This window comes from Serratia sp. 3ACOL1, assembly GCF_003668775.1.
Lineage (GTDB): Bacteria > Pseudomonadota > Gammaproteobacteria > Enterobacterales > Enterobacteriaceae > Chania > Chania fonticola.
The window spans coordinates 5,106,740-5,118,929 of the sequence record NZ_CP033055.1; the positions used below are offsets into that span (position 1 = coordinate 5,106,740).

12 protein-coding genes are annotated in these 12,190 nt (G+C 56.2%); 2 read left to right on the top strand and 10 right to left on the bottom strand.

Annotated features, from left to right (window positions below; translation table 11 throughout):
* Positions 1-3 precede the first annotated feature (3 nt).
* The 6 genes from phnK to phnF are packed head-to-tail and all read right to left on the bottom strand — an operon-like array spanning position 4 to position 4,478.
* Complete coding sequence (gene phnK / locus D9980_RS23195) at positions 4-792, bottom strand: phosphonate C-P lyase system protein PhnK (RefSeq protein ID WP_121608539.1); 789 nt, start codon at positions 790-792, stop codon at positions 4-6.
* Positions 792-1,643, bottom strand: coding sequence for an alpha-D-ribose 1-methylphosphonate 5-phosphate C-P-lyase PhnJ (locus D9980_RS23200; protein WP_024483395.1), 852 nt, complete (start codon positions 1,641-1,643; stop codon positions 792-794). The genes phnK and D9980_RS23200 overlap by 1 nt, the downstream gene beginning before the upstream one ends.
* Positions 1,636-2,721, bottom strand: a complete 1,086-nt coding sequence (locus tag D9980_RS23205; RefSeq protein WP_121608540.1) for a carbon-phosphorus lyase complex subunit PhnI — start codon at positions 2,719-2,721, stop codon at positions 1,636-1,638. The genes D9980_RS23200 and D9980_RS23205 overlap by 8 nt, the downstream gene beginning before the upstream one ends.
* On the bottom strand, positions 2,721-3,302 hold the full coding sequence (gene phnH, locus D9980_RS23210; protein WP_121608541.1) for a phosphonate C-P lyase system protein PhnH: 582 nt from the start codon (positions 3,300-3,302) through the stop codon (positions 2,721-2,723). The genes D9980_RS23205 and phnH overlap by 1 nt, the downstream gene beginning before the upstream one ends.
* Before the next feature lie 3 nt (positions 3,303-3,305).
* Positions 3,306-3,749, bottom strand: a complete 444-nt coding sequence (phnG, locus tag D9980_RS23215; protein ID WP_121608542.1) for a phosphonate C-P lyase system protein PhnG — start codon at positions 3,747-3,749, stop codon at positions 3,306-3,308.
* Positions 3,750-4,478 (bottom strand): phosphonate metabolism transcriptional regulator PhnF, encoded by a 729-nt coding sequence (gene phnF, locus D9980_RS23220; RefSeq protein WP_121608543.1) that lies wholly within the window; start codon positions 4,476-4,478, stop codon positions 3,750-3,752.
* A 282-nt stretch (positions 4,479-4,760) separates the two neighbouring features.
* Between phnF and D9980_RS23225 the strand changes: the two genes are divergently transcribed.
* Positions 4,761-4,973 carry a hypothetical protein gene (locus D9980_RS23225; protein ID WP_121608544.1) on the top strand — a complete coding sequence of 71 codons (213 nt, stop codon included), beginning with the start codon at positions 4,761-4,763 and terminating at the stop codon, positions 4,971-4,973.
* Positions 4,974-5,021: 48 nt separating this feature from the next.
* Here the strand turns inward: D9980_RS23225 and nrdG are convergent, their stop codons facing one another.
* The 3 genes from nrdG to D9980_RS23240 form a co-directional block, all read right to left on the bottom strand.
* Positions 5,022-5,486 carry an anaerobic ribonucleoside-triphosphate reductase-activating protein gene (nrdG, locus tag D9980_RS23230; protein ID WP_021807485.1) on the bottom strand — a complete coding sequence of 155 codons (465 nt, stop codon included), beginning with the start codon at positions 5,484-5,486 and terminating at the stop codon, positions 5,022-5,024.
* Positions 5,487-5,774: 288 nt separating this feature from the next.
* Complete coding sequence (gene nrdD / locus D9980_RS23235; protein WP_121608545.1) at positions 5,775-7,913, bottom strand: anaerobic ribonucleoside-triphosphate reductase; 2,139 nt, start codon at positions 7,911-7,913, stop codon at positions 5,775-5,777.
* 311 nt (positions 7,914-8,224) lie between these two features.
* Positions 8,225-9,112, bottom strand: a complete 888-nt coding sequence (locus D9980_RS23240) for a LysR family transcriptional regulator (protein WP_121608546.1) — start codon at positions 9,110-9,112, stop codon at positions 8,225-8,227.
* A gap of 104 nt (positions 9,113-9,216) precedes the next feature.
* Between D9980_RS23240 and D9980_RS23245 the strand changes: the two genes are divergently transcribed.
* Complete coding sequence (locus D9980_RS23245; RefSeq protein ID WP_121608547.1) at positions 9,217-9,741, top strand: NAD(P)H-dependent oxidoreductase; 525 nt, start codon at positions 9,217-9,219, stop codon at positions 9,739-9,741.
* A gap of 57 nt (positions 9,742-9,798) precedes the next feature.
* Here D9980_RS23245 and D9980_RS23250 read toward each other — a convergent pair whose 3' ends face one another.
* The gene (locus D9980_RS23250; RefSeq protein WP_121608548.1) at positions 9,799-11,832 is read right to left on the bottom strand and encodes a glycoside hydrolase family 3 N-terminal domain-containing protein; all 2,034 of its coding nucleotides are present in this window, start codon (positions 11,830-11,832) and stop codon (positions 9,799-9,801) included.
* Positions 11,833-12,190: the final 358 nt, after the last annotated feature.

Below are 12,190 nucleotides of genomic sequence, written 5' to 3' on the forward strand. Positions count from 1 at the left end.
ACGTTACGACAGAACCGAAGAGACCAGCAGTTGGGTGTACTGATGGTGCGGGTCGTCCAGCACCCGATCGGTCAGACCGCTTTCCACCACTTCACCTTCCTTCATCACCAGCAAACGATGGGCCAGTAGGCGTGCTACCCCCAGATCGTGGGTGACGATCACCGCCGCCAACTGCATTTCCACCACCAGATTGCGCAGCAGATCCAGCAGGCGCGCCTGCACGGAAACGTCCAGCCCGCCGGTCGGCTCATCCATAAACACCAGCTTCGGATGGGTCACCAGATTGCGGGCGATCTGCAAGCGCTGCTGCATACCGCCGGAGAAGGTGGTGGGCAGATCATCCAGACGAGAAACCGGGATCTCCACGTCTTCCAGCCATTGTTTGGCCTGCTGGCGAATATCACCGTAATGACGCTGGCCGATGGCCATCAGGCGCTCACCGATGTTGCCACCGGCAGACACCTGTGGCCGCAGACCGTCGAGCGGATGCTGATGGACCACGCCCCAGTCGGTGCGCAGCAGGCGGCGGCGATCGCTTTCTGCCATGGCGTACAGATCCTGCTGTTGCCCCGGTTGTGGGCGGTAAAGGATCTGCCCCTGTTGCGGGGCCAGCCGGGCAGAGATCGACTTGAGCAGCGTGGTTTTACCCGAGCCGGATTCGCCGACGATGCCCAGCACTTCACCGGGATAGATATCGAATGACACGTTGCTGAAACCTTTGCCCGGCGCGTAAAGGTGGGTGAGGTTGTCGACCGTCAGCAACGGCGTGGCACTCAATGGAACGGAAGTCATCAGTGCGGTACCTCTTGGTTGAGTTGTTGCTGGCAGAAATCGGTGTCTGAGCAGACGAACATCCTGCTGCCTTGGTCGTCGAGCACCACCTCATCCAGATAGCTGTGGCGCGAACCGCATAGAGCGCAAGGCTCTTCCCACTGCTGCACGCTGAACGGATGGTCGTCAAAGTCCAGGCTTTCCACCTTGGTAAACGGCGGCAGGGCGTAAATGCGTTTTTCACGCCCGGCCCCGAACAACTGCAATGCGGGCATCATGTGCATCTTCGGGTTATCGAATTTTGGGATCGGCGAAGGGTCCATCACATAGCGATCGTTAACCTTCACCGGATAGGCATAGGTGGTGGCTATATGGCCATAGCGGGCGATATCTTCATACAGCTTCACTTGCATCACGCCGTACTCTTCCAGCGCGTGCATCTTGCGCGTTTCGGTCTCGCGCGGTTCGATAAAGCGCAGTGGCTCGGGGATGGGCACCTGATAAATCAGGATTTGATCCGCCTGTAAGGGTGTTTCCGGAATACGGTGGCGGGTCTGGATCAGCGTGGCCTCTGGCGTGCGCTCGGTGGTAGCAACACCGGCTACGCGCTGGAAGAAGCGGCGGATGGAGACCGCGTTGGTGGTGTCGTCGGCGCCCTGGTCGATAACCTTCAGCACGTCAGTGCGGCCAATGATGCTGGCAGTGATCTGGATGCCGCCGGTGCCCCAGCCATAAGGCATCGGCATCTCACGGCCACCAAACGGCACCTGATAGCCGGGGATCGCCACTGCCTTGAGGATGGCGCGGCGGATCATGCGCTTGGTTTGTTCATCCAGATAACCGAGGTTATAGCCGGTCAATACTTCACTCATGGCGGTTCTCCTGAAGAGCGGCAAATTCCTGCTGCAGGCGTTTGAGCAACTCCAGTTCGGCCTGGAAATCGACGTAGTGCGGCAGCTTGAGGTGGGAGACAAAACCGGCGGCCTCCACGTTATCAGCGTGGGCCAGCACAAACTCTTCATCCTGCGCCGGACCTGCCACGTCCTCGCCGTATTCGGCGGTTTGCAGGGCGCGATCCACTAGCGCCATCGCCATGGCTTTACGTTCCGAGCGGCCAAACACCAGCCCATAGCCACGGGTAAAGTGCGGCGGCCGGTCCTGCGGGTCGACAAAACCGTTCACCATCTCGCACTCAGTCAGTAGGATCTCGCCGATATCGACGGCGAAACCCAACTCTTCCGGCACGATCTCCACGGTAACGTAACCGCTGCGGATCTCTCCGGCGAACGGATGATTACGGCCATAGCCGCGCTGGGTGGAGTAGCTCAATGCCAACAGAAAGCCCTCATCGCCACGCACCAATTGCTGCAAGCGCGCCGAGCGGGAGCAGGGGTAAACCGGTGGGTTGCGGGTAATATCGTCCGGAGTGCTGCCGTCATCTTCTTCTGCTAGCGCCAGCCGTTGCTGGTTAAGCAGGTCGAACACGTGGGCGCAGCTCTCTGGCAGCGGCTCATCCGCCTGTGGTGCCGGAGGTGTTTCACCGTTGGCCAACAGCGCAAAATCCAGCAGGCGGTGGGTATAGTCGTAGGTCGGGCCAAGCACCTGCCCGCCGGGCAAGTCTTTGTAAACCGCCGAGATGCGCCGCTCCAGCCGCATGTTCTCGCTAGCCAGCGGTTCGCTGACGGCCAGACGCGGCAGGGTGGTGCGATAGGCGCGCAGCAGGAAAATAGCCTCTACCAGATCGCCGCTGGCCTGCTTGATGGCCAGTGCCGCCAGTTGGCGATCGTAAATACCGCCCTCCGTCATTACCCGGTCAACCGCCAAGCCAAGTTGTTCACCGATTTGCTCTGCGCTGAGCGCTGGGACAGCTTCGTCACCTCGGCGCAGATTTTCCTGTAGTTGATGGGCAGCCTCGATGGCCTTTTCGCCCCCTTTCACCGCAACGTACATCAGCACTCCTCCACGCGGGTGGTTCTTGGCAGCGCCATCAGGCGCTCACCGCAGGTCAAGATAATGTCCAGACCTAGCGGGAAGCGCTGAGGCCGTTCGAGTAGATAAGCCCGTAGCGCAGCTGGCAACGGCGGGGCGATTTCCCTTTGTTTTTCAATGCCGGGGCCGGAAAGGCACAGTGTGTGGCTGCCTGCTAATGCTGCAACCTGCACTACCAGCGTGGCACCGAACTCCGGTGAGACTTCATTGCCGTGTGGCAATGCGCTCAGCTCGGCAGGCCGTAACTGGTCATCCCATACCGCCAGATGGATATCTTCCTGCCGGGTCGCCAGCGGAGCACCGGTATGAAAACGGATGTTAGTTAGCACTTGCTCACTTTTAAGGTCAGCACAGAGCTGGAGCGGGGTTTCCTGATCCGCCAGCGTCAGTATCACGGCGGTGCTGGCGGCGTTCAGTGCACCCCATGCCGGGCAATTTGGTAGTTCAACAATCACGCCAGGTTCACTCAACGCCTTTAAAATCAAACGGAAAGCAGACTGGGATTGCTCAATCGGCTGGTCAAAACCGGTTAATAACGTCATGGCTTAATCCCCTCGCACCAGCGTAAAGAAGTCCACCCGGCTGGCTGCTACGGCACGGGCGCGCAGTTGGCGCTGCTCCTGTTGTAGTGCGGCCAGGGGTTCGATCAGTTGAAGCTGTAGCAATTCATGGTTGGCGGGTTGTTGTAGCAGGGCGTCGATCAGCGCACAGAGTTCGGCATGTTCCTTGTCACGCCCGGTTATGTAGCTGTAGCCCTGGCAACCGTTCTCCAACTGCACTACGGCACGGGTTACGGTCATATCGCCCAACACAAAGCGGCGGCCGGTCGCTCCCATCCGTCCTAGCAGCTGTGTCAGGCCAATCTCAGGGGCGCGCAGGCGCTGGTAGCTTGGGTTGAGGCTCAGCGCCTGCCAGTGGCTGCGCAGCTGGGCGGGTTGGCTATGCGCCAGGACCGACATCCAGCGTTGTCTCTGCTGTAAGGATTGCATTCAGTGCTCCATCGTCAGTTCGATCATGTCGGCGCGCGCCAGGCTGACGGAGTATTCCGCCGCCAAATCGCTGCCGATACAGGTATTTAGGGTGCGCACGCATAGCAAGGGGGCATGGGTGGCGATCTCCAGCAGGCGGCTCTCTTTGGCTTGGGCACGCCGTGCGCTGATGCGGGTCTGGCGGCGGGTCAGAGGCTGGTGGATCTGCTGTTGGATAAACTCATGCAGGGAGCCGCTGTGGAACTGTTGTAAGGCGGGCCACCAGTCGAGATCGGGCAGATAGTGGTCGATCACGCTGAGAGGAACGCCGTTCACCCGGCGCAGGGTGCGCAGGTGGATGATGGTTTCTCCCTCTTCGCGGCTGAGCGCGCTAGCGATATGCCCATTGCACGGGCGTAAAACAGCAAGTAAGCGCTCACTGGTGGGGTGACTGCCCTGCTCGAACAGGTTCTGGCTGAAGCGGGTGTTGGCGTGCAGCGGATAGTTATACGGGCGTAGCAGCACCAGAATGCCGATGCCGTGGCGGCGCTGTAGCCAACCGCGCTCAACCAGCTCGTCCACGGCGCGGCGCAGCGTATGGCGATTGACCTCAAAACGCTCGGCAAGCTGTTGTTCTGAAGGCAGATAATCTCCACAGCGGTATTGACTGGACAGTTCCCGCTCCAACTGGGCGGCGATCTGCTGATATCGAGTGGGGTAACTGGTCGGATGTCTAGATAAGTGCGTCATAGCCAATACCTCGGCACTTCGGTTGGGGGAGAAAGCGAAAAAGCGGCGATAGAATTCATGATCGGCACTCGGTAACAAAGTTGGGCTAATGTTGCCGGGAGCAGATGACAATCAGGTGACGCGTAGGTGGCGAACTGATGAACAATTTGGGACAGGGAGATGATGATCTAAAGAAATGGAATTGGCTTATTTGCTAGAAAATAAGGCATTTCAGATGATTTTGAAGTCACAAATGAGCTAACTTTAGTGAATCAAAGTGTCGGGTAAATAGGAGCTTTGCAAATGGCAAACCATAATCAGTTTTGCACGAAGAACGAGACCAAACTGTTAGCGCAGAAAACGGTAGGTGAACACGAAGGCTGGTTGAAGGAAAAGGTGGATGCAGCCTTTGCTCGCTTACATGGAGAAGAGAGTGCTTATCTTACTCTCCGGCAAGCTGAAGAACGGATGGACGAGTTTAAAGCCAAAATCAGAGCAAAAAATCACTTCGAATGAGGTGATAAAGGTTTTAGCCGTCGCCCATCAGCGTGAAAAATTCCCCAATTAACGCAGCTTATGCACCACCTGGTTAGCGCTGCCGCGCCAAATCAGCGCCGGGTCTTTTAAATCCTGCACAAACTTGCCATCTATCAATACGTTAATCCGATCGACGATCTGCATCTGCTCGCTATCCAGTTCATCCAGCTTATAGCCGGTCCACAGCCAGATATCTTTGCCGGGACATTCGGCATGCACTCGTTTGACCAACTGCAGCACGGCGGCGACGTTGGCCGGGTGCAGCGGATCGCCACCGGACAGCGACAACCCTTGGCGTGGAATACGCGTGTCGTTGAGATCGGCTATGACCTGATCTTCCATCTGCTGGGTAAACGGCAGGCCAGAGTTCAGCCGCCAGGTGCTTTTGTTATAGCAACCGGGGCATTGGTGCACGCAGCCTGCGACAAACAGCGTGCAGCGGGTGCCGGGGCCGTTGACCACGTCGATAGGATAATACTGGTGAAAATTCATAGTATTGCGATCTTTTATATGGCCCCTCACCCCAACCCTCTCCCACGGGGAGAGGGAGCTGGTACGGTGCGGTGGTCAGGTATGGAAGTTACCTGTGACGTATATGGCCCCATCTTCTCATCTCAAGCCTCTCCTTTAGTAAGAGGGAGCTGACCTGATGCTGTGCTCAGATGCAGAAGTTAATCTGTAGCTAGGCTATGTTGAGGACGAATGCCGTCGTTAAGACGTGGCACATTCGGTCCCCTCTCCCTGTGGGAGAGGGTTAGGGTGAGGGGTCATTCGCTATAATTAGCCGATCTGCCCATTGCCCAGATGTTTCACGCGGCGTTTCACTTCTTCCTGCTTACCGGCGTTGAACGGCCGGGCATCCGGGCTGCCCAGATAGCCACACACGCGGCGGGTCACCGACACTTTTGCCGAATCATGGTTGCCACATTTCGGGCAGGTGAAGCCCTTGCTGGTACAGGAGAACTCACCGGTGTAGCCACACTCGTAGCACTCATCGATCGGCGTGTTGGTGCCGTAATAAGGCACGCGGGTGTAGCTGTAATCCCACACGTCTTCCAGCGCCTTCAGGTTGTGCTGTAGGTTCGGGTATTCGCCGTAACAGATAAAACCGCCGTTGGCCAAAGGTGGATATGGCGCTTCGAAGTCCAGCTTGTCGTACGGATTAACCTTTTTCTCCACGTCGAGGTGGAAACTGTTGGTGTAATAACCCTTGTCAGTCACCCCGGCGACCACGCCAAACTCGCTGGTATCCAGGCGGCAGAAGCGATCGCACAGGTTCTCACTTGGCGTGCTGTACAGGCTGAAGCCGTAGCCGGTTTCTTCCTTCCAGCTTTCGGTGGCGTTTTTCAGGCGCTCAACGATGGCGATGGCTTTGGCACGCAGTTGCTCGTCGTCGTACACGTGTTTTTCTGAGCCAAACAGTGCGTTGATGGTTTCATGCACGCCGATGTAGCCCAACGAAATCGAGGCGCGACCGTTCTTGAAGATCTCCGCGATATTGTCGTCGGCCTTCAACCGTACTCCGCAGGCGCCTTCCATATACAGGATCGGTGCCACGCGGGCTTTGATGCCTTCCAGGCGGGCAATGCGGGTCATCAGGGCTTTCTTGGCCAGCAGCAAGCGCTCATCCAGCAACTGCCAGAAGCGGTCTTCGTTACCCTGGGCCTCCAGAGCGATACGCGGCAGGTTCAGGCTGATCACGCCGATATTGTTGCGGCCATCGTGGATCTGCTCGCCGTTTTCTTCATAGGTGCCGAGGAAGCTGCGGCAACCCATCGGCGTTTTAAAGGAACCGGTGACCTTGACCACCTGATCGTAATTGAGAATGTCTGGATACATGCGTTTGCTGGCACATTCCAGCGCCAGCTGTTTGATGTCGTAGTTAGCGTCACCAAACTTGTGGTTCAGGCCGTCGCGGATGGCGAAGACCAGTTTCGGGAACACGGCGGTTTTACGATTTTTACCCAGCCCGGCGATACGATTTTTCAGGATCGACTGCTGGATCATGCGCGATTCCCAACTGGTGCCCAAACCGAAACCGAAGGTGACAAACGGCGTCTGGCCGTTGGCGGTATGCAGAGTGTTGACTTCATATTCCAGCGACTGGAAGGCGTCGTAACACTCTTTCTCGGTGCGGGTCATCGCATAGCCTGCCACGTCTGGGATCTGCCACTGCTGCGCTACCTGCTGGTGCTTGTGGAAGCTCTCGGTGACGAAGGGGGCCAGGATCTCATCAATGCGGTTGATGGTGGTACCGCCATAAATATGGCTGGCAACCTGAGCGATGATCTGCGCGGTCACGGCGGTGGCGGTGGAGATCGACTTCGGCGGCTCGATCTCGGCGTTACCCATCTTGAAGCCGTTGGTCAACATGCCTTTCAGATCGATCAGCATACAGTTGAACATCGGGAAGAACGGTGAGTAGTCGAGATCGTGATAGTGGATTTCGCCGCGCTCATGCGCCAGCACCACATCGCGCGGCAGGATATGCTGTTTGGCGTAGTGCTTGGCAACGATACCGGCCAGCAGATCGCGCTGGGTAGGGATCACCTTGCTGTCTTTATTGGCGTTCTCATTGAGCAGCGCGACGTTGCTTTGTTCCACCAGACCACGAATTTCCTGGTTCAGCCGCCCGCGCAGCTCACGCGAGACGTCACGATCGTGGCGATATTCGATGTAGGTACGTGCCAGTTGCTTATACGGGCCAGACATCAGCTGGTTTTCTACCGCCTGCTGGATTTCGTGGATGTCGACACGCGGTCGATTTTCCATCTGTTGAGCGACCACGCGGGCGACGGTAGCACAGTAGTCAGCATCGACAACTTCAGCGGCCAAAGCGGCCCGCTCGATGGCCTGCTTGATCAGCATCTCGTCAAAAGATACCTGGCAACCGTCCCGTTTAATCACTACTGGTTTCACGTTGTAACTCCTGTCCCCATGGGGGAGCGTCGGCTTATCCACAGGGCAAAACCGCAGGTCGCAAGGGCTGCGGAGGGTGTGGATGATATTGTGGATAACTACTACATATAGGTGATTGAATCTATATGGGCACTATATATGGGTGTGGTGCCGCTTTTTTTGACGTGGGTCAAAGAATGGGGGGAGCAGTTTGAACGCTGTACAGTTACCCGTTACAGGAATATTTGTAACCCTTGCTATCAGCGGCTTGAATGGAAAATACCGATTATCCGAAAGATCGTTAAAGCGTGATTGCGATCGCATCATGCCGATTAGCGGCGAAAATGCGCCAGTAAAAAATCGACCCAGACGCGCACCCGCGGTGGCAGATCTGCCGAGGCGTAGTAAAGCCAGATTTGCGTGGGTTTAGGCCAGTGATCTTGCAGCACCGGTAGCAAGGTTCCCTGGGCAAAATGCTGTTCCACATGCCAGCGCGACAGGCAAGCGATGCCCAGCCCGGCCAGCGCGGAATCTAGCAACATCTCCGGGCTGCTGGCCGTCAGGCGGCCATGCAGATCCAGCATTTTGTGTGCCAGTGGCCATTTTACATTACGCCCGGTGTCCGGATTGCGGTGCAGCAGGCAACTGTGTTGCAGCAGATCTTCCGGCACCAGCGGTGTGCCATGTTGGGCAAGGTAACCGGGGGCGGCGACCAATAGCATCTGCATTGGGTAGAGCGGGCGAGCTACCAGCTGGCTATCGGGATCAACCTGGCTGCCGATGCCAACATCAAAACCTTCACCGACCAGGTTCACCACCCGGGCATCTAGCGACAGATCCAGATCGATCATCGGGTAGCGTTTTAAAAACTCAGGGATCAGCGGCATCAGTACCTGGCGGCCAAAGCCTGGGATCATGCTGACGCGCACGCTACCGGCTGGAGGGAGTTGTGCGCCCCCGGCCAGCTCCAGCGTGGCGGTCAGCGCTTGCCATAGCGGTGCTACCTGTTCCAGCAGGGCTTTGCCTTCATCAGTCAGCACCACGCTGTGGGTGTTGCGTTGGAACAACCGCAGCGCCAGCTTCTCTTCCAGCACGCGGATATTTTTGCTGATCGCTGCCGGGGTCACGCCCAACTGGCGTGCAGCGGCGGAGAAGTTTTGTGTCTGAGCGGCGCTGAGAAACGCCGGTAACAGGCGGTGTACGTCAATGGGCAGCGACATAATGGTTGATACTTTAGGTTGAAGTTAATGTGACCGTTTACAGACTACACCGGAAACGGAGGAAATGAAAAAATGGCTTACTTTCGATAAACAAGGATTTCCCCATGTCGCGTATTTTAGTGTTGGCCGCCCACCGTTTCCCTGATGACTCCCGCATCAATAAGGCGCTGATCGAGGTGCTGCGTCCTTTACCTAACGTCACCGTGCATGAACTGATGCGCGTTTATCCGGACTACCAGATTGACGTGGCCCGCGAGCAGGAACTGCTGCAAGCGCATGATGTGGTGGTGATGCTGTTTCCGTTCTATTGGTACAGCTCACCGGCGATCCTCAGCGAATGGCAGGATGCGGTATTAACCCACGGTTTCGCCTATGGTAGCGAAGGTACTCAGCTGCAGGGTAAGCCTTTGCAACTGGTGGTTAGCACCGGGGGCAACGCGCAGGCCTATTCACCGGCTGGCTATAACCGCTATCCGGTAGCCGACCTGCTGCGGCCGTTTAACGCCGTCGCCAACCTGACCGGCATGGATTATTTGCCGCCGCATCTGGTGCAGGGCGTATTTGATATGAGCGATGAGAAGCTGGCAGAGGAAGCGGCGGACGTAGTGAAGCTGGTGCAGAGTTTTTAAGTGGTGACTTTCTGCATCCCTCTTCCACATGGGAAGAGGGATGAGGAGAGGGCCGTATTACAGAATACCCGCGCCGATTGGGAACAGAGGATCGACAGAATCGTGCGCCACGTCCTCTTTCTGATCCAGCACCGCCTGCCAGCTGGATGGCAGCTCAAACGGTAACTTACCCTGTGCCTTGCTCTTGCCGGTGATCACATCCAGCACCGCCTCATCGGATGCGCCAAAGTTGGCCAGCAGTACGTCGGTTTTATCCACGATGTTGGTCAGGATCGCCGGGCGATCGAGGTAAACGGAAATCACCGTTGGAATGTTGAGCGCCTTCACCTGTTTGATCAACTGATAGTCTTCACTGCCGCTGTAAGTGCCCGCTTTCTGATCCAGCACCACGGTATCGGCATCGTCAAAGCCCAGTTGGCCAAAGTTGACCGAAACGCCAAACGGGTAGTGCGGATCGTTCTGATGCGGTGTATCTACTCGCAGGATGGCGATCTCCGCCTCCTCCGGCGTAGCGACGACTTCCAACCCATAGCGTGCCGCCACGGTAGCGTTGACGTTATGCAGGAACACCTTCTTGCCGCTCAGTGCCAATGGCAACAGGGCCTGGTTATTCTGCAACAGGATCTGCGCACGGCGCTGTGCATCATCCCCTTTCTGCTGGAACTCCGCATTGCCGACAATTTTCACCGCTTTGGCTTCATCCACGTAAGGTTTCTCAAACAGCCCCAGCTCAAACTTCTGCTGTAAAATGCGTGTGACGGAAGCGTCGATGGTGGCGATCGGCAGCTGTTGCTGGTTGATGGCTTCTATCAGATCGCTAGGATCGCTGGTACCGCCGAACTGATCGATCCCGGCTTCCACCGCTTTCACTACGCGTTCCTGGCGGGTGAGGTTCTCAACGCCCCACGACATGCCGATCCCGGCAGTCCAAGGCGAGACTCCGGCGGCGATGTCGGCATCGCTGATACCGGTGGCGCATTTACCTTCGCAGCTTTCCAGGATGCCCCAGTCACTCAGCACTACGCCGGTGAAACCAAAGCGGCCACGCAGCATCTCGGTCAACACCTGCTTGTTAAAGCCAAAGCCTACTTCTTCAATCAGCTGATCCTTGTACCACAGGTTGATCGGTTGGCCGTAATAGGGCATCACCGAGGCCACATTGGCGGCAAACGCTCCTTCGAACGGTACCAGGTGGTATTCCAGATTCTCGCCTGGGTAAACCTGCTCTTTGCCAAAGATGTTGTGTGGATCCAACCCGCCAAGCTGTGGTCCGCCACCGGCAAAGTGTTTGACCACGGTGATGACGCTGTCTTGGGTCAGGCCTTTATCACCATGCTGGAAGCCTTCGATATAGGCTTGCACCTGGCGTTTGGCGAGTTGGTTATCCTCGCCGAAAGTACCGTTGATACGGCCCCAGCGCGGTTCGGTGGCAAGGTCGGCCTGCGGTGATAACGCCATATGGATCCCAACGGCCCGGTACTCCTGACGGGCGATGTCACCAAAGGTTTTGGACAATGCCGTATCATCGATTGCCGCCAAGCCGAGCGGTTCTGGCCATTGTGAGAAGCTGCCCGCCGCGACGCTGGTGGCATTAGGATCGTTAACGAAGTGGTTGCGCGGATCGGTACTGATGGTTACCGGTATACCGAGGCGAGACTTCTCGGCCATTTCCTGCAGCGCATTGTTATCGGCGGAAATATGCTGTGGATCGCCCGCCATGCGGGTAATGAAGGTGTTGACGAAGCGTTGGTTCACATCTTCTTCGGCGGCGCTAATATCGACGCGGCCAGCACCATCGAGGCCAATGGTACCGTGCATCATGGCACCGGCTTTTTCTTCCACGTTCATGCGGGCGGTCAGATCGCGGGCGCGGGTGGCGCTATCAAGACGCCAGTCTTCATAAGGATCTAGCTGGCCGTTTTTATTCAGATCTTTAAATTTCAGCCCGTCGACGGTAAGCGTGGGAATATTTCTGCTCTCCAGCTCCGCCTGATTACTCGGAGTAATCTGGGTATCATTATTGTCACAGCCGGTCAATCCGGCGGCTAATAAACCACTGACTATAAATATCGACTTCCTTTTGATGGTCATAAAGAGTGCTCCATTTCGCGAGAGGTAAAAAGGCCGATGGGAAAAATCAGTCTGGTGGTTTAATTAAAATAGTTATATTTATTATGTAATTATGTTTTTAATCTGAATTTTACCTATTATTGCATGTTTTTTTTACAGCGTGAAATAAATCTATTTACAATTTGGGATATCCTTCACATTTTGATCTTGGATGCAGATCTTTTTACGCCTGAAATAGCGTAATAATGATTTAGGAAGAAATTTAGGCAAGTTAAGTGAAAGTAAAAATAATTGTGCTGGGTGATTTATTTATACGGGGAATAATAAAGGTCAATTACTCAGTGTTAAATATATGATTCAACGGCAGGGCGTCGCGGTT